This is a genomic window from Methanosarcina thermophila TM-1, from assembly GCF_000969885.1.
GTDB classification, from domain to species: Archaea; Halobacteriota; Methanosarcinia; order Methanosarcinales; family Methanosarcinaceae; genus Methanosarcina; species Methanosarcina thermophila.
This window is the reverse complement of record NZ_CP009501.1, coordinates 897,265-916,204: the sequence shown is the minus strand read 5'-3', so window position 1 is coordinate 916,204 and position 18,940 is coordinate 897,265. Positions and strand designations below refer to the sequence as shown.

The 18,940-nt window shown below is 36.2% G+C and carries 16 protein-coding genes; 2 read left to right on the top strand and 14 right to left on the bottom strand.

Going from position 1 to position 18,940, the window contains the following annotated elements; translation table 11 throughout:
• Nucleotides 1-124 precede the first annotated feature (124 nt).
• Entirely contained in the window at nucleotides 125-685 is a 561-nt protein-coding gene (locus MSTHT_RS03870) for a class I SAM-dependent methyltransferase (protein ID WP_187148748.1), read from the top strand.
• A gap of 1,126 nt (nucleotides 686-1,811) precedes the next feature.
• On the opposite strand, the gene MSTHT_RS03860 is transcribed toward MSTHT_RS03870, so the two are convergent.
• From MSTHT_RS03860 to MSTHT_RS15330, 10 genes are all read right to left on the bottom strand, one after another.
• Entirely contained in the window at nucleotides 1,812-2,885 is a 1,074-nt protein-coding gene (locus tag MSTHT_RS03860) for a glycosyltransferase family 4 protein (protein ID WP_048167046.1), read from the bottom strand.
• A gap of 297 nt (nucleotides 2,886-3,182) precedes the next feature.
• Nucleotides 3,183-4,418: an oligosaccharide flippase family protein gene (locus tag MSTHT_RS03855; protein ID WP_156149707.1), complete on the bottom strand. Its 1,236-nt coding sequence runs from the start codon at nucleotides 4,416-4,418 to the stop codon at nucleotides 3,183-3,185.
• Between the two features lie 561 nt (nucleotides 4,419-4,979).
• Nucleotides 4,980-6,410 (bottom strand): hypothetical protein, encoded by a 1,431-nt coding sequence (locus tag MSTHT_RS03850; RefSeq protein WP_156149706.1) that lies wholly within the window; start codon nucleotides 6,408-6,410, stop codon nucleotides 4,980-4,982.
• A 386-nt stretch (nucleotides 6,411-6,796) separates the two neighbouring features.
• Nucleotides 6,797-7,822 carry a glycosyltransferase gene (locus MSTHT_RS03845; RefSeq protein WP_048166637.1) on the bottom strand — a complete coding sequence of 342 codons (1,026 nt, stop codon included), beginning with the start codon at nucleotides 7,820-7,822 and terminating at the stop codon, nucleotides 6,797-6,799.
• Nucleotides 7,823-7,897: 75 nt separating this feature from the next.
• Nucleotides 7,898-8,869 carry a glycosyltransferase family 2 protein gene (locus MSTHT_RS03840; protein ID WP_048166636.1) on the bottom strand — a complete coding sequence of 324 codons (972 nt, stop codon included), beginning with the start codon at nucleotides 8,867-8,869 and terminating at the stop codon, nucleotides 7,898-7,900.
• A 1,062-nt stretch (nucleotides 8,870-9,931) separates the two neighbouring features.
• Nucleotides 9,932-10,948, bottom strand: a complete 1,017-nt coding sequence (locus tag MSTHT_RS03835) for an adenine nucleotide alpha hydrolase family protein (protein ID WP_048166635.1) — start codon at nucleotides 10,946-10,948, stop codon at nucleotides 9,932-9,934.
• On the bottom strand, nucleotides 10,929-12,407 hold the full coding sequence (locus tag MSTHT_RS03830) for a class I adenylate-forming enzyme family protein (protein ID WP_048166634.1): 1,479 nt from the start codon (nucleotides 12,405-12,407) through the stop codon (nucleotides 10,929-10,931). Before MSTHT_RS03830 ends, MSTHT_RS03835 begins: the two co-directional genes overlap by 20 nt.
• A 6-nt stretch (nucleotides 12,408-12,413) precedes the next feature.
• On the bottom strand, nucleotides 12,414-12,659 hold the full coding sequence (locus tag MSTHT_RS03825; RefSeq protein ID WP_048166633.1) for an acyl carrier protein: 246 nt from the start codon (nucleotides 12,657-12,659) through the stop codon (nucleotides 12,414-12,416).
• Between the two features lie 280 nt (nucleotides 12,660-12,939).
• Entirely contained in the window at nucleotides 12,940-13,164 is a 225-nt protein-coding gene (locus tag MSTHT_RS15335; RefSeq protein ID WP_261788295.1) for a 2-oxoacid:acceptor oxidoreductase family protein, read from the bottom strand.
• The gene (locus MSTHT_RS15330; protein ID WP_269429862.1) at nucleotides 13,157-13,342 is read right to left on the bottom strand and encodes a 2-oxoacid:acceptor oxidoreductase family protein; all 186 of its coding nucleotides are present in this window, start codon (nucleotides 13,340-13,342) and stop codon (nucleotides 13,157-13,159) included. The genes MSTHT_RS15335 and MSTHT_RS15330 overlap by 8 nt, the downstream gene beginning before the upstream one ends.
• Nucleotides 13,343-13,753: 411 nt before the next feature.
• Between MSTHT_RS15330 and MSTHT_RS03815 the strand changes: the two genes are divergently transcribed.
• Complete coding sequence (locus MSTHT_RS03815) at nucleotides 13,754-13,966, top strand: hypothetical protein (RefSeq protein ID WP_048166632.1); 213 nt, start codon at nucleotides 13,754-13,756, stop codon at nucleotides 13,964-13,966.
• Nucleotides 13,967-14,365: 399 nt separating this feature from the next.
• On the opposite strand, the gene MSTHT_RS03810 is transcribed toward MSTHT_RS03815, so the two are convergent.
• The 4 genes from MSTHT_RS03810 to MSTHT_RS03795 all read right to left on the bottom strand — a co-directional run bounded on the left by MSTHT_RS03810 (nucleotide 14,366) and on the right by MSTHT_RS03795 (nucleotide 18,927).
• Complete coding sequence (locus MSTHT_RS03810) at nucleotides 14,366-14,821, bottom strand: hypothetical protein (RefSeq protein ID WP_048166631.1); 456 nt, start codon at nucleotides 14,819-14,821, stop codon at nucleotides 14,366-14,368.
• Nucleotides 14,822-15,277: 456 nt separating this feature from the next.
• Nucleotides 15,278-16,057, bottom strand: a complete 780-nt coding sequence (locus MSTHT_RS03805; protein WP_082086751.1) for an endonuclease III domain-containing protein — start codon at nucleotides 16,055-16,057, stop codon at nucleotides 15,278-15,280.
• Between the two features lie 109 nt (nucleotides 16,058-16,166).
• Entirely contained in the window at nucleotides 16,167-17,534 is a 1,368-nt protein-coding gene (locus MSTHT_RS03800; RefSeq protein WP_048166630.1) for an ABC transporter permease, read from the bottom strand.
• 34 nt (nucleotides 17,535-17,568) lie between these two features.
• Nucleotides 17,569-18,927, bottom strand: coding sequence for a COG1361 S-layer family protein (locus MSTHT_RS03795; protein ID WP_052721823.1), 1,359 nt, complete (start codon nucleotides 18,925-18,927; stop codon nucleotides 17,569-17,571).
• Nucleotides 18,928-18,940: the final 13 nt, after the last annotated feature.

Genomic DNA, 18,940 nt, shown 5'->3' with positions numbered 1-18,940 from the left:
GAAGTAAAAGTAGAACTGTTAGTATAATAACATAACAAAAAATGCAGGTTTATCTTGACTGAAATTGAAGGTTTTGCAAAGTTATAAAAACATTAATATAGTCATGTGTTTTTACATTCACATTATGAATATACATAGAAACCTCATATCCTTAGCAGAGAAAACAATTGCTAATTTTTCGGTTCCAAAAAGCATAAAAAAAAACTTTACTGAGATTAATAATGATAAAGCTCTGGAACTTAAAGAATGTTTAAGGTATAACCTCTACCGAGATGTGGAAACCAGTTTTCTCGAATCGGAAGAAGGAAAGAGGGACATGGAGAACCAGCTCATTAAGAGGCTTGATTATGATCGACACTCAGTAATTCCCTGGCTTGATAGTGCAAAACCCATAAAAAACGCTCGAATTCTCGAAATAGGATGTGGTACGGGTTCTTCTACCGTAGCGTTAGCTGAGCAAGGTGCAAATGTTGTGGGAGTCGATGTAGACGCCGATTCTTTGGCCGTTGCGAAAAAACGCTGTGAACTACATGGTGTAAACGCACAGTTTATTGAGTGCAATGCAACCGAAATTGCAAGCAAACTCTCTGGTAGCGATTTTGATTTTATAATATTTTTCGCCAGCTTGGAACATATGACCATACAGGAAAGGCTGATCTCCATAAAAAAACATGGGAAATGTTAAAGCCGGGAAATATCTGGGCAGTCATAGATACGCCAAATAGGTTATGGTATTATGACTCTCACACATCGCTTCTGCCGTTTTATTATTGGCTGCCAGACGACATAGCATACGATTATGCCTCCTTTAGCAAGAGATATGAGTTCAATGAGCTTCCAGATAGTGTTCCAAAAGATTTGGTCAAATTATCCCGATGGGGGAGAGGAGTCAGTTACCACGAGCTCGAGCTTACTATGGGGCCAATCGAAAGCTTGGACATTATAAGTAATCTCAGCGATTTTGGGATTTATGGTAAATGCCAATATATTTATGAGTTGTTAGCCTCGAAAGGATTGAATCGCAAGTATGAAAAAATATTGAAAAAAATAATGCCAAATATAAACCCAGCTTTTACTAAACCATACCTTAATCTTATGATTCGTAAGAATTAATAATGTATTAAACTGTATTTGCTCTAGTACTTTTTATAATCCACTTGTTTATACCAATTACTTTAAACTACAAGCTAAAAAAGTTCCTTTATCATGATCGGTATTCAAGAGAGGAATACGGATGCGCCACAAAGAGTCCAGGAAGGGCTAAAATAAGAGTTACAAGCACCAGCAATACTTAATTTCAATTATTGATCCTAGTAAACCGAAGACTTAATTCCAAAATCTAATGATAAAAGTAAGTGTAATGCCACTTACGAAAATTATAACTATAGAATAATATTGTAATTCTATAATTAAATAAATAATACGGCAAAAATATGTAGCTATAAAATTTACTCTTACTAACTTTTTCTGAGCCTTCAATAGCTTACCAAATTTTCTGTAAAATATGATTGACTCTATATTCCAAAGAATCACTGGAAGGAATAAGGACAACAAATGCTATGGAGAGAACTAACAAGGAGATAAAAAGAAGAAGAAGCAAAGTAGTGAATGGGAGTATTCTCTAATCAAGAGTTAGTATCGAGACTTGTGGTCCAATACTGTAATATTAGTGAAGAGAGGATTACAAGATATAAGTGTATAATAGAATAAATCAAAAAAGAGTAAAAGGATAGAGCGAATTTTACAGTAAATTAGGCACACTATCAATAAAATTATAAATTACATAAGTTCATCATCCAAAGGTAAAAATTTTACTTATTTTTTTTCAATTCATTGTAAACTTGAATATATTGAGCAGAAACTGAATCCCATGTAAAAAATTTTGCAAATTTCTTTTGCATTGATACAATGTGATCCACTTCTTCGGCAGAATAGTGACTCCGAATAATATTCGCAATTTCGTCAACAGTGGGTTCAAAAGATTTCAGCTCAAAATTCATATTATTTACAAAGTCATTTATCCCTGCCTTATTAGAATAGAATACAATACCGTTTAGTGTAGCAAAAGCCTCTAAAATAGCAAGGGAAAAAGGTTCGTATCTAGAAGGATATATTGCCAGATCAACACTTGATAGATACATCTTCAGTTCATCGTTTGTAATTTTACCTAAAAACTTTACGTTATCACTAATTCCTTCTTCTGCAGCAATAGACTTCAAATAATCTAATTGATCACCAATGCCTGAAATATATAAAATCACATCTGATCTCTTGCTCTTTGCAAGACCTTTAATAAGAAGATCAACCCCTTTTTCATAAGAAAGTCTGCCATGATAGAAAATTGAAGGACAACCTTCCAAGTGAATTTTTGATTTGCTTTCAGAAAACCAGAAATCATTTATCGCGTTTGGTATAACATAAACATTTGATACATTATATTTCCTCTCAACAAGAGATTTCATATTGTATGAGTTTACAATTACTTTTTCTGCATTTTTCAGGAATCGGGAAACAAAAAGATAGCTTGGAATATATTTAAGGAAGTTGACCCAGCTTTTATTTTTAAGCTGATTCATGGTTTCAATTCGAATATCACCATGATAATTTAAAATAATAGGTATTCTTTTTAATACAGCTATTAGATGCAATAAAAATCGTTTTGTTGGAGCAAAAAAAGGACTTGTAGTCATATGAACCCCAACAAATTCGTTAGAACCAAAAAATAAATCTTTTAAGCTGTATGAATCCATAGGATACAGATCACTGCAAGGATAAGGACTGATACATAAATTTAAATCTTTTTTAATTTTAATGGCTAAGTACAACTCACGTGCTAAATTTGCAGGTGCATTGTCTTCTTTGGGATAAAAATATATTAAATTCATACCTTCACTTCTTTTATTATACATTCGTAGTCAAATAATTTATTTTAAATATAGTATGAATAAATAAGGCAGCATTTTTTCAGTGAATACTTGGTGATTTCTTGATCAATTTATCCGGTCATCAATTTCTTTAAATTAGCTAGATATAGCTGTATAAGTATGAAAATTAAAACTTTTGTTAATAGAATTTAACTGGAAGCATCAATCCTATCGATTGGCTAATATAAATATAATTTTTTAATTTTCATAATGGAATACATATTTTTCAGAGTTTCATAAACTATTTTAGAAACAAGGCTAAATTTTATCATATTTGAAATATTTTCCTTTACTTAATAAGAAATATACTCCTATAACCAGTGCAATAGAAGTTGATATTGTGGCTCCGATTAATCCTAGATAAGGTATAAAAAACATAGCCAAAATTACATTGATAATAGCTATAAGTATTGAAGTTTTATTAACTAATTTAACACCATCCAATCCTTCTGAAGAGAAAGTCCAGTTATAAGTTCCATAGTAAACAATTAAAATACTGAGAATTGCAAATGAAAACAATAATGGGATTTTTATTGTATATTTACTACCATAAATATTTAAAATAATAAATTCGACAATAATTATAAAAATAGTTCCGAATATAATTAAATAAGGTGCAATTCTATTGATTCTTTTTAGAATAACAGTCTTATCTTTACATTTTGATGCAACCGGGAAGAATACTCCATTGAAAATATTAAAAATTAACGACGCAATATTTACTGAGGCGAAACTGTAAGCATTATAGAGCCCTAAATTTTCAGTACTCATATACATGTTTATTAGTATTTGATTTATATTAGGGTATAATACGAAAGTCATGCTTCCTATTATTGAGTATATTGCAAAATTTGTCAACGTATGCGCCCATTTTCTATCAAACTCATATGTAAGGTATTTACGAATATAAATTAGTATTAAACAAGATGTTATTAGATATGAAAAAAGCATTGAAAATATAGCTAATTTATATGAAAGGGGCTTTATATAAGCAATGCTTAAAAAAGTAAATAATAATATAGTGCTATATATTGGAGTAATCATTGCAAATGCTTTCATTTTATGTAATCCATTAACTGTGGCTGTTAGGAGCATATAAACTGCATATAATACAGAAAAAAGAATACATAAATCAAATATTTCATTAGATACAGAGAAGTATTCTAATATTTTTTGTGGAATAAATAAATATATAATTACTGATATTGTTGTAAAAATAAGCACTAAAATATAGGTCGTTGAGATTACATTTTTCTGTCTGTCATATTTTTCTTCTTCAGCATTATATTTTACCATTGCATTATGATACCCCATAAGCATAGGAACATACAAAAACATTGAAATTGATTGGACTAGACTGAATTTTCCGTACTCTAGAGGTCCAAGTAGCCTGCCGACGAGCACATTGAAAGTAAATAAAAAGGCAGTTCCAATGAATGTTCCAAATCCCACATATGATAAATTTTTGAAGAAATGAGTAACTCCTTCACTCATTTTTTCATGGAATACTTTACCATAAATAAAACTCACAACGAGCCAGAAATAATTAAAAACAGATAAGCCCACTTAAAGCACCTTTTACCTTACTTATTTAACCCTATCTTTTTCCTTTCAACGTAACTGCTTTATGCATATTATAGCTGTATTCTTCTATCGCATTCCAAACATCAGGAAAATCTTATCCTTTATGCATAAATCTATCTGAGATTAATATTGAAAACATAACAAAACTCAGATAGATTCTAAATTTCAAATAAATCTCAATTTGGGACAATCAATTGATTTCCGAATTAGCCAAATAATCTCAAGAGTTTATCATTATGGAAATAAATGATTTTGAGATGAGCTCCATATTTCTAATTATTTTCAGGCTGCTTTTCTGTCGATTGTAATTAAAATTCTATTTTTATCCACTTTATTAAGAATCTCACAAACGACATAATTTTCAGCTTTATCATTACTCAAATGATAATAAATTGAAATATAATACTTTTTGGAATAATTCTTAGGTAAACTTTCAAAAGTTATTTAAATAACTTATTAAAACTTTACAACTCATCCAAAACTTGATGTCATCTCATTACTAACATCATGACTGACTTCAGTTTGGTAATTCATAGAATACCACCCGTTAACATACACAGTAGATCTCCTCACGTTATCCTCCTCTTCATCTCTACCTTCCATCATTTGATAGAAATATTCTGCTTTAGTGTATGATGAAACTGCATTTAGATTATCATCAGGTGCATGATCCCTGAAAAAATTAGATCCGACTTCCTGGGACATAGGATAATTGATATAAGAATCTCTGCCGTAAGAATAAAATGGATATGTTGCAAAGGCAATCAATAGAAAAACAATAAAGAAACCCTTAATGGTTTTACGTAAAGATTTGGATGGAATATTTAAAGAGCTGAATGATGAAGCTATAAATATCGAAACAAATAGTAGTGAATAATTTAATGTTCGGCTAATAATATTCTGAGTATCTGATCCCCCTAAAATCAAATTACCTAAAGTAATGGTTGAGAAAATCACACCTAGTAGCAGCATAAAATATTTCATAATAAGTTTGGGCTCTTTTAACATATTTATATTGTTAGTAGTGAAGGCATAAAAACCTATAAAGTAAAGATCGCATACGATTATAACTGCCAAAACCAGTGCATACAGCTCATATTTAAACATCGTAAGATTTTGTATCCATACATAATCCGCCGCTAGATTTCCAGTACCAACTGTATACGTGGAAGCATGACTCCAATTTCTGCTTTCCAAAGACAGCATACGATGAAGAGTTTCAATTATTCCGGCACCCATAACACAGGATGGTGAGAATATCCATGTGATCCAAGAGAGAAATACGAAACAAATTTTTTTCCAAGTTATGTCCAGTATGTTTAACTTGGTTATACGAATATAAAAATAAAAAAACACAAGAATCACTAGCAATACAATCGGATGTATTGCATGGGTTGATACAAGTGCAATCGCAACTATATAAAATAGAATTTTTGCATTCCATTTATCTGAGAAACATGAAAATAAGCAAACTAATGTTAATATTATAGCTAAGGAATTGGGAGTGAGTGATATTTCAATAATTTGTGTTGGAATTGCAACCACAGTTGAAATAAAGGCAACTCTTGAATCAAAAAGATGTGCTGTTAATAAATACCAGAAGGCAAACATGGATATCAAAACTAAAGGCGTGAAAATAAACCGAGAGAACGCAAATAAATCTATACCTGCCAGTAAATGAACTATATGAAACAACATGTAAGAGCCAGGAAAACTTTCAGGATAGGACAACTCAATCGAGTCAGATAATACTTCTGGGAGTAAGACAGACGCGTGTACTACGTTAATAGTGTCTGGAAAACGATATAAAGTAGACAAAAAATATGGTGTTGAGTCTATGACTAATACTAAATAAGCGATAAAAATAAGATGGAATATTTTTCCCTTTAGATCATACTTCACTATTATGAGGAAAAGTAATACATACATTATAATTATAATATGGATCCAGGGCCAAACGCCGTTAACAAGCCAGATCGGGTCTGAATGCCTTATATCTTGTATGTAATTCCAGTTAACATGCATAAAAAATATCCACAGGGCAGATAGAAAAGTGGAAAAAGTAAGGATAGTCGAACGCAGCAAATTTTTATTCAAAATGCCCACCGCAACTTATTAAATTTTTTCAAAACTGAAGGATTTATCTATAATTTATATAAATAAAATTATGTATGACATACTTGAACTGAAAAAATATTAGCATTAAGCTGCTAAATTTTCTAGAGCATAATTTTAATTAATGGTGGTTATTATATTTAATTTTATACATTTAGTACGTAAGTTATAAATTAATCAGTTTTCTCTTTGCCAAAATAATTATGCGAACTTTCATTAAAATGTAAAACAACTTTTGAAAATGAGTTAATCAATTGAATGAATTCACCGCTGACAAAACCTACAAAAACAACCATACAAAAAGTAAAGAGTGCAACAATATTTGCGGTGTTAGTATAGACGCTTTTCAGATGAATAATATTTTTCAATCTTTCAGGGAAAGAAAATTTTATCAGATAACTTAAAAAATTTGTCTCCGTCGACTGTAATTGATTATCTACTAATTTTTTCTGACTACCTATATTTGATATCGCACAACCGTACCCAAAGCACCGCCTCACTAAGAACGCAAAAGATTTGCGGAATTCAAATATTTTGTGGTAAACAATCGCATCTGGATTATATATTATCTTTGAATTATTTAGTGTATTCAAAATTCTAATACCAAATTCGGTCTCTTCCCCAGTTCTCATATTGTTATTTATCAGACCGTATTTATCATTAAAAAGACCAACTTTACTAAATACCATACTTCTAAACGACATATTAGAACCGAAATTACTCCTTACACAATGGATCGTATCTTTTTGACTTTTATACGAACAACCCATTGTCCAGTAAAACTCTTCTGGAATCCATTTAGCTTCACCCGATATCCATAATGGTTTCATAGGGCCTCCCACGCTAACAACCTTTGGATCCTTATAAAAAACTGCTAAATTGGAAATCCAGTCTGTATCTGCGATAGCATCATCATCAATAAATGCGATAATACTCCCAGATGAGAGTTCAACTCCTTTATTTCGAGCATTCGATAAACCAGGCAAATTTGAAAAACCTATTATCAGATTATCTAATGACTTTAGATAATCGGATTCATTGAAATCTTTAAATAAATCTAGATTTCTATCGACCACTAAAATAATTTCAATATTTTGATAAGATTGCTTGACTAACGACTCTATCGTCTCGATAGTATCCGAATATCTCTCATGAGAATATGAGCAAACAACAACAGACACTTTGGGAACATTATCCATCTTATTAACCCCTCTGAAACCATTAGCCTCTTCTGCCCGAAAATAAAATATTATGCTGCAGCCAATTATTGAGCTTTAAACTCCTTTGATATCCCTAATGATTGTGGACATTGAATGCAATAGTATACCAATCAGTGCCAAAAAGCTCCCTACAACAGTAAGGAGAACCATAAGTATTGTAGGTCCGAAATACAGGTTTCCTCCTGAGATAAAGACATGCAGAAAATAAGCTCCTGTACAGAGACCGGCTATTACAAGTAACGTACCAGGCACTGTGAAGCAGAAAAGGGGCTTCTCAAGCTCTATAGCCCTTAAAATCTTTGCAAAAACCTCAAATCCATGTTTAATCGGGTTTAAAGTTGAGCACTCAACATCATAACGGGCACCAATTTCTACTTCTTTAGTTCTAAAACCCGCCTTTCCTGCATCTGCGAGCATTTCGCTTTCTATTGCCATACCCTCGGCAGTGAAGCGAAAAGCGTCTTTTGTAGAAGCTGCAAATGCGCGAAAACCGCTCAGAGAATCAGTAATTTTGAGGCCTGAGTTTAGGTTGGTGAACCTGTCAAGAATTTTTTGTCCAAAACGGCGGTATGCAGGAGTATTTCTATCCAGACCATTTATATAACGGCTACCATTGACAATATCAGCCTCGCCTCTGATAATAGGATCAACTAACTTCGGAATGTCAGCAGGGTTATGCTGACCATCGGAGTCCATTGTCACAATTATATCAGCACCTAGAGAGGCTGCTGCTGTAAAGCCGGTTTTTAGGGCTCCGCCTTTTCCACGGTTAACTTCATGGATTATCACTTCAGCTCCGGCTTTTCTAGCTATTTCAGCTGTGCGGTCAGAACTGCCATCATCAACAACGATGACACTATCTGCATACAATTTGGAAAGCAGGACTATGCTTCCAATGGATACTTCTTCATTGTAAGCAGGAAGAATCACGGTTAGATTTTGAGGAGCCTTAATCGCAGTGAATATTTGTTCTTCATTTTTAATCATGCTCTGAGTGCTATTATCCATACAAAGCTCACTGCTCATTTTCAGGACCTCTTTTCTGAGACTATTGTTGAGACGTTATTGTCAAGGTGTTTGGAAGTCTTTATACAGATATTGTCTGGATATTACAATTTAATAACAGAGTGAACAAGTGTAATAATCACCACAAACAGCTACACTTGGGACTCATAAGCACTCCACTTAATTAGGGATCTTTCACATAAGCTATTGTTAAAAGTTTAAGCGTGTTTTTCTGGTGGAAATCTTAGATTTATCATATAATGTTAGTCGATTCAAATAACATTATATTACAGAAGTTACATTAGAAGATTATATAAAGTTAATGAATTTACTTTTCAACAAAATAATTTATGAAAGATGATTGTGCTGACGCTATCGATCTGTAACTTCACACCTAAGTCCACAATTAAACTGTTTTTTGGGAAAAAGTAAGTCGGAAAAGAAAATAGAATAATAAATGTCAAAAAGTCAGAAGCAAATCCAAAAAAACAGCACCATTGAAGCTAAACTATTTGCACCCAGTATTACAGCATCATTATTTGTTCTGCTCATTTTTTCCCTGCAAACATGAATCTTTTGCATTGCATTTGTTTCTGTCTGTCACTTGCCGCACTTCCTCATAGACAAAGCGGTTGGAAAACGGAAGGTGAAAGGCAGCAGTAAATAGAATAAAAAAGAAAAGTTTTTCCATTGAAATAAACTCGAAAAAATTATGGATAACCCGGAAGAATGAAACAAATAAGAGTATTTTAGGCTCTGTACATATCCTAAATTTGATGCAAATTATTTCTGTCACTTTTTGATTATATTAAAAATTAACAGCCTAATTTTTATTTCTTTGACTTAACCATAAAACTTTCCTGTCCCACAGCATTTTTCCAAACTTTCTTTTGATAACTAAAAATATTTCTTTACTATGTATTGGTAGCCGTATTTGATTTTATCAAAAGAGAGTAAAAACTTTCTTCTCTACATTTTTTATATTCTTCCCTCTTTCTCTTAAGAGTATAATTAAGTCTACTTAATCTCTTCTTAACCCTCGGAATGAATGTACCATTTATGTTAAATCTTAGTTAAAAAGTTTTAAAATCGATTTAAATTGGAATTTAGCTTCTTTGCAGCCTCCATTATCAGGGGTTGAGACAGTTCCTGAGTAATTTTCTCAAACCCTTCTTCCCTGGGCATATCCCCGCTTCGAACAAGCCCTGCAATATCAAAGGTGTATGGATGGAATCCATATTTTTTCAGGTGGTTGTAACAGGCAAAGGAATTCAAGGTACAGTTAGTTGAGTTGCTGTCATTGATTCCTGGGGGTTCCCAACCGATTTCCAGCAGGGTCTCAAGTATTATATCTTCATTATAATCCCATAAGCAGAGAGGGTGCAGGATACTCGGAACGTTCTCACCGAGATTTGCAAGAACCGCTTTTTTCAGGAGGAACAGTTCATCCTTATCATCGATGCCTATTTTTTGGAGCTGGGTTTCAAACAGGTTTCTTGACCACTGGATAAAATTAGCGGATAGAGGGATTATAGGATTAGGAGACTGCCCGGCTGTAAAAGCAAATACAATAAAAGGAGCCTTCTCAGTGATGGCTTTTTCAATCAGTTTTTGCTTAATGATACTGATGCAAACGTTACAGATATCACTGGCTCGATATTTGGCAAATCTCGGAAAGGCATCATAAGATTCAGCAGCTTTTCGGAATGTATCCAGCAGAATTTCTTCTTTCATTGTCAACTGGAAATAATCGCAGCCTGTAATCTCGCACATCTTTTTTGCGTTTCTAATTGCACCCTCGGAAGTAAAACCATTATTGAACTGAACAGCCAGAACTTTCAAAAAGGGGTAATCTTTTTTAAGTTTATAAAGGGTGTATGAGGAGTCTTTGCCCCCAGAAAGTGCATAAATTATATCGTAGTTTCCTGCCCCCACGTATTGTTCAAAAAGCTTTTCAATTCTTGTAAGGTACTCAGTCCTTTCCTGAGGAGTAAGAGGGGTATATGTCTCACAGAAATGGCAGAGACCACTTTCCTTGTTAATCTGTATACCTGGAATATCGGAATCAAGAATACACTTTTTACATATTAGCTTTGACATGTTTGTACTCCTCTATAATGGATCGATTGGATATTTTCCCGTTCTCGCTCAAGGGTAGATGATTAATGAATAATATTTCTCTTGGGCACAGGTAACCTGGCAGGTTTTTCCGGCAGAACGAAAACAGCTTTTCGATTTCTGTTCTTTCTGCAGGTATGACCAGGAGACTGATTGCAGTTCCCATAAGTTCATGGGGCACTGGTACAACAAAAACCCTGGAGACTTCGGTGTTCTCTTCTATATTTTTCTCAATCTCTCTCGGATTAACACGATGATCACCTATTTTTATAAGGTCGTCTTTGCGCCCGAGGAGTCGGATATATCCATTGGGCAGTTTCTGTGCGAGGTCGCCGGTATGGAGCCAACCGTTTATAATTCTCTTTTCAGTTGCGATCTCGTCGTCCAGATAACCCAGCATAATATTATCCCCAGTAGCAACCAGTTCTCCTGTTGTGTTAAGGTCTGCGGGATTGGAATCGGAGTCAAAGACATCCAGTGTAACACCCGGAATTGCTTTTCCTATAGTGTCAACAAACTCATCCACGTCTTCTGCTGGCAGGTAGGCAAGTCTAGCAGTTGCTTCAGTCTGGCCGTACATAGGAAGGATTTCAAGACCAGGAACTAACTCCTTCATTTCTTTCACAATAGCTTTATCCATTCCTCCACCTGCCGATGCAGCAGTTCTGACCTTTGCAAAGGATCGTTTGAATCTATCAGGATATTTGAGAAGTATACGGTAAGTGCTGGGTACTCCATAAAATATTGAGACATCTGATTCTATAAGGTTGAAAACTGAAGCAATGAAATTCATATTCCCAACACAGACCGAACCCCCAGACGCCAGGTGGGAGTTAATTATGGAATTCCCAAAAGCATGATGAGGGGATATTACAAGCGCTCCTTTATCACTGGAGGTTAGCCGAAGTACCTTGATTATGGATTCTGCATTTGATACAAGATTTCTGTCACTTAACATGACTCCTTTTGGAGTACCTGTTGTGCCTGAGGTATAAAGAACAAGCCGAAGTTCAGGATTATTCCGTTCAGTCTCGATATTTTTGCGGAGAATGTTTACGGAAGTATCCCTGGAAAGAACTATTACAGTTCCAAAACGCTCAAAAAATCCCTCTCCAAATCTTGAGTACTGGGTATCGGTTGTGAGGATATTGTTGATATGGGCTGTGTCAAGAAGCTTCTCAAGACTGAACCTGGGAAATTCTATTGGCAGAGGAATGGCAATGTTAGCTGATCGGTATACTGCCATAAGCATCTTTATATACCGCATGCTTGACTCTGCCAGGATTGCAAACCGACAGTGATTAAAATCTGTCAAATGTGAAGCAATAGCATTTATATCAGTGTCAAGGCAGCTATAGGAAATGGAATTTGTGCCCTCTTCAAGAGCAATATTTTGAGGGGTTTTTCTGGCGTACTCGCTGATATACGCATCAATCCGCATACTGTGTCACTTCGACAGCTTAATTATCATATTCGCAATTCCTTCCAGAGTATCAAAATTTTCCGGGGTGAGCATGTCCTCAGGAATATCAATAGAATATTTCTCACAGATATAATCCATAAGTTCAAGCAAACCAATTGAATCTATTATGCCATTTTGAGCGAGAGAATCATTATCATTCAGGAGAGTGTTATTGTCCATAAAAGAATTAGCCTTCAAATAATCGACAATATCATTCTTAATTTGTTCCATGTTTTAGTATCCCCTTCACATGTAGTGGGTCATAGGTAAAGTATCTGTTCTCAATGAAAGTTAACTCTATAATTTATGTATTTATATTGACGATGTATTTTTACTATTTAATTAAAGTCTTACTTCTTAAATGTAATATATTTATATAGGTGTATAAAACGAGAATATTTAAATTGCCCCGTTAAAAAGCCTGTATATATGGGCATAGGCAATGAAAAAAAAGAAAAGTTCTAAAAAGGAAAAAAAGTTCTAAAAAGGAAAGTTTTAGATTTTCTAAGTCTCAACTTTCCTCTACTTTCTGTTTTCCTGCTTCAAAAGCCCTGAGATTCACTTCAACCATTTTCTGAGGCACAAGGGCTTTTATGCTCTCAAGCAGGGTTTCTTTCGGAATGGGCAGATAGCCTGAAACTGCCCCTACCATTACGACATTCATTGAAAGCCTGCTCCCGGCTTCAAACGCCAGTTCATCGGCATTGAAGGCTTTTACTATGTATTTTTCAGACAAGGGCATCAAGGGTATCTGAAACCTCAGGGTATTTTGCCTGACCCGAAGTAACGGTTACAGGAACTACAGGCTGGGTATTTACTATAATAATCCCACCGTCTTTCAGGAAATCTAGGTACCTTACGGCTTCCATTGGCTCAAGGGCAAGCATAAGGTCTGCGCCTTTTTTCGGGATCATGGAGCCATAAGTTTGCCAGATCCGGATATGGCTCACAACAGAGCCTTTTTATTGATTATTTTTATTCTTATTGGTTTTGTTTCTATTTTTATTGGTTTTGTTTTCAGCCATTTTTATTCTACCCTGATTATACTTCTATCTTGATTTTTGTACCCTCTTAAATCCACACTCTCCAAATATACTCATAAAGCATCTTATAATACATTCTTCAAATATTTAGTTTTGAGGAAACTAAGTTTAGGAACTGCAATCCTGGCGTTAAGTATATTAATAATTAAGCGCCCGAAAACCTCTAAACTATATAGTATATTAGGAAAATCTATATATGCTTGCACTACGAATATAGTATGTTGAGAAGAGATCTCGAACCTAAGATTAAAAAAGTAAATATAATTAGAAAGAGGTGTAAAAATGGAAAAACTCAGGGAACTGATTCTCAAGAACCTGGCAATATTCAATGAAGCGTTCCCGGACAGATTCTGCCACACCCCCGATGTCATCTCCGCAATCTCGCACGACTATAAGTTCACGTACGGACAGGTTGAAAACGAGATCGAGAAGATGGTCCATGAAGGGATTCTTGATGCAGAACTCTCGGACTGGTGCGAAATAAAGCTCGTATAAGAAGCCCGCTAAGAGACCTGCTTCGTTTCGAGCCAAAAATTTAAGAAGTGGAATCACAAATCAATGCAAGACGACATAAAAGGCTAACTGAAAAATAATTAATGGGTTGAATATCCCTGAATTATGGGTGTGTAGCCGCTTGATTAAGTATTTGCACGTCGATACAGGTGTTCAAATCGGATAAAGAAATATATGCAAATCAAGGCGAAAACTCCGGCAGGCGACGAATTCGCTCGAAGTTTCGCAGGGCTTTATTCTTTTTCCCTAAACCTTTTAATTCTGAATAATTCCCAGTAACGGCATAATGACAAGCACTGTCTCCAACCTTTTTCTGAAAGGCATTTTCCACAGTTTCTGCAACCTTTTTTCCTTTCCGTTTTCTGAAGCAACAATCATGCCTTAATAACTTTGATCCAGGGATAGTCTTGAACCGGATCTCGGTTCATAACCTTTAAGCGCTATTACCCAGTTCTCTCCATCCCATTTTTTCCCGTACATCATTATCATAGCGCGATTTAACAAAAGTTCTTCTCCCGAGTCGATGAAACCGTTTCCATTCTTGAGTCCATGTTCAAAAGCATATTTAAGACGCCAGGAGTACCACTCTAAAAATCGCAGGAATGCTTCGAATCTCGATATCTCTAAATTCTTCATAAAGAACTCGATACAGATTTCCTGAAGTTGATCCTGTCTCGGTAGCCAGATATAATTAATAGAATTATTTCCTGGATATAATAAAACTTCAACTTCTTCAAAAACAGGATTGTAAACAAAATCTCCGGATTGGAACACCCATTTCCTCTGAACTTCCTTCGCTAATGAGCACATTTTGATATATTTTTCTGATGTATCCATTTTAACCAACCTCAAAATAAATAATGAGTAATAGGTTAAAAGGAGCACCCGAGCTATGTGAAAGTATTCACCTGAAATGGTTCTTATAATGAATCACGGTTTTGAACTTTTTTTAATAATTAAATTTGAGTTTCGATCCCCAAATATGCTTTGCAGTTATTGTTCCAGCCAGTATCTCAGCTCAAAGTGAAGGTTAATGGGTGAAAAGAGAATTCGGGATATATTCAAAGAGTTATTTAGAAATTCTGGCAACGACCTAAAGAAAAGACAGTGTTTGCAACTTATGATCCATTTTTGTTTAAAAACGAATTTGCTGCACTGAGCAATTGTACGAAAAACAAGCGAGCCACAAAAGTTTTTTGAGGTACAATTCTCTCAGACACTTTATATCATTCAAAGAAGTTTATAATCTGTTCTTTGAATTTAATATTACTATCGTTTTTATTATTACATCCCCTAAGATATACATTTCAGTAAAATATCATTACCCCAATTGCCTTTTTTCTGATAATACCTTTTGGCATGCTCAACAAGCAGGGCATGATACTCCTGATACACAGCCAGGTCTTGAGGCAAATTTTCTTCAAACAGGGCTTTGATTTCATTATAACCTGCTTTTTCATCAACAAGACCAAGGTTTGTTACTATTCTTTTTGTGTAGGCATCAACGACAAAGGAAAGCTGTTTGAAGGCATACAGCAGGATAGAATCCGCAGTTTCGGGACCCACGCCTTTTAACGAAAGAAGCTCTTCCCGCGCAGGAATCCGGTCTCCAAGCTCCGAAAACCAGCCTGCAAGGGTTTTCAGGCGCACTGCTTTCTGGTTATAATAACCTGCCGGTCTGATAGCTTCCTTCAGGGCTTCCGGATCAAGGGAAAGAATTGCTTCTGGGCAAAGAGCATTTATCTGTTTAAGGTTGGAGAGAGCTTTTTCAACCTGTATCCAGCTCGTATTCTGGGTGAGCAGGGCTCCGCAGATGATTTCAAATTGCTGGTTCCGGGTTTGAGGATAGGTATAGTCGGCAGGATGGTATCCCTGGACAGAACCGGTTTTTGAGGGGACTGCAAAGCCAGTCTTTTGAAGATCGGTCAAAGGCCACCAGCCCTGGGGACCGTATAAGGCAAAAAGACAGTCATAGATCTTTCCGATAGCAGGTTCAGAACCTATTGGTTCTTTTATTTTGCTTATCCTTATATCTGTTCTTCCGATGCCGGAATTTTGAACACGATTTTTCATTTCAGTACTTTTAGGGTAAAGGAATTATTTAAAGTAGTCCTTTTCTTTACCTCTTCCTGCGTTTTTTCATTGACCAGATTCAATCTATGGAAAAGCTACTTTTATTACCTTACTCATATCTCAATGCGTCCACAGGCTTCAGTTCTGAGGCGTTCTTTGCAGGCACCAGCCCTGCAATCAAACCCACGAGTATGGAAACAAAGGTTGCAACAAAGGTAGCTTTAAGGCTGAGGGCGAACTCGAAGGGAGCATTCATCCTAATTGAGAGAAAGAGAAGGACTGCCTGCACTGCAGCCGTGCCGAGGAGAATGCCTATAATCCCGCCTACAAGGCTAATCATCGCGGAGTTGCAAAGAAAGATCAGCATTATATCCCTATTTTTCGCTCCTATGGCTTTCATTATCCCGATCTCTTTAGTTTTTTCGAGTACAGATGTAAACATGGTATTGGCAATCCCTGTAGAACCTACAAGAAGAGAAATTCCTGCAATAAACGCCAGGAAAGCTGTAAGCCCGTTAATCAATTTTCTGACGCCTTCTATTGCTTCTCTGTTGGAATTAACATAGAAATCCTGGGTATCTTCATTAACTCTTCTTGAAATTCTTAATTTATTCTCAATCTCCTGAATTGCGGAGTTATAGTCAGCTCCTTTGTGAAGTTTTAATTCTATTGAGCTGTAGGTTTCCCTCTCTGGAAGATCCTCATCCCTGGCAAGGGAATACACATCCTGGTAAGGCATATAGACACTGCTCCCGAAAAGTCCGGTAAAGCCTCCCAGGAGCCCGCCATTTTCTTCCAGGATTCCGATCACCCGATATGACCTTCCGTTTAACAGAATCATCTGGTTGAGCCTGATTTCCTTCTCAAAACTCTCCTTTGCAAGCTCGTTTGAAAGAATCACAACGTTCCTATCCCCGGCTTTCAGCATCCGCCCCTGCTCCAGTTCTTTCTTTGAGATTTTGGGCCATACTTCAGGGTCTACACCTTTGACCCAGACCCAGGTGCTCTCACCCCCGAATTTCAGTTCTGCATCCTTTTCAACATTGACATTAATATATTCAATAGCCGGAATACTGCGCAGAGCAAACACATCCATTTTTGTGAGTTCAGCTTCTTCTGACTCAGATTCGAGATAATCGGACATATCAGTCCCGGTTTCCCTTTTCCCCTCGTCGTTTTCTATAACTACCCCCGAACTTACTTCCGAATATTCAGAGCTCTCTTCCGGATCTTCCAGATCCTCTATTACAAATTCTTCATCGGTTATGTGGAAGGGAGTTGAGGCTACTATTGTGATAGTATCGCCCCCAAAACCCTCCAGTGTCTCAGTCACTTCTTTCTCGAAATACTCTCCTGTAGTGACGATTGCCATTACCGAGGCAATGCCTATTATCACCCCTATAATTGTCAGCCAGCTTCTCAGCTTATTGGCTTTAACCATACTCAGGGCAATTTTTAAAATTTTCCCGGTTTTCATGGAACACAGACTCCATCTTCCGCGTTCTTTTGATTTACCTGTCCGGGTCCTCGGATTTTATTTCATTAAACTCTTTTTCCTGTGCATTTTTCATTCCCATCTTTTTCTGGTGTTTTTTGTAACCTACAACGCATAATACACAGGCAAGCATAGCGAATCCTGCCTTGTATTTAAATGAGCTTGACCCGCCCTTTTCTGGCATGCCAGGCTCAATTGATGAGGAAAAAGGTGAGGAGTAAAGGGTTAATTGTTTTTCCTCGACCTGCCTGATTCCATCATTTGAGGTATAGCTGATCTCAAATTTTATAGGCAGATCTTTCCCTACCTCTTTTGGCTTAAGATTGAAATCGGCAACTGTCATGTCGCCTTTTTGCAGGTTTCCAAGCATTACGGAGTTGCTTCCGTCCGTAACAGTCCAGTTCTCCTGCAGGGGAACAGAAACCTTAACTGAGTTTGCCCCATTATTCCCTATATTCGAAACCGAAAAAGTGTAAGATCCTGTTGGTCCCCTTTCCATGAACGCAATATCAAACTCAGTTGTGCCTCCAACATAGATTCCAGCCTTGCTTTTTATCTCTTTTCGCTTCTGGTTTTCTACAGTGCCCGCTTCCGTGATAGTCTTGAGTTCTTCAATATCGTCATACGTGAGTATCATATCCAGCTTATACAGACCTGGCTTCGTATTGACGTTCGTCAGAACCTCGAAACTGACATTTGCGGTATCTCCTATGTCAATATGATTAATGTGCTTGACATTGCTTGAACCCACAGGCAGGATAACATCCCCTGTACATTCCCAGGAAAACATTGCATTTTTCAAAGGAGAGTTCCCTACATTCTTTATGCCGAAAACAAGAGTGGTCTTTGTTCCGGGCACCAATTTTTCAACACTTATATACTCGATTTCAGCGTTTGATTCGCTATCAATTTCTATATTGAGTTCTTTTGTAAGAGCAAGCCGATTTCCGTCTCCTTTCGTATAAGCGTACACTTTCAGGGGATATTTGCCTGCATTGACGCTGTTCTCAACCCCTAGCTTGAATTTCACGACCTTTCTGCGGCTGTCTTCAGAACGTTTTCCCAGAGTGCCGATGTTCTGTACAAGCTTCTCGCCGGCAAGAGCTTTGAAAGGATAACTGGGCTTGATTTCCAGCACACAGTCCTCTAGATCCTTATATCCCATGTTCTGTACGGAAAGCCTGACTTCAAGAATATCCCCGGGTTTTACGGGGTCAGGATCCTGGTTGAGCAGGTCGATAGTTAAGCCTTTATCAAGCCCCGCACTTACATAAGAAGTGCTCTTATCCTCAGAACTGTCTTCTGCCAGGACGGGTTGAGCGAGTGAGAAGAGCAGTAAAAGCACGCAAATAAAACCTGTAAATTTACAATCCATCCATATCCCTCAG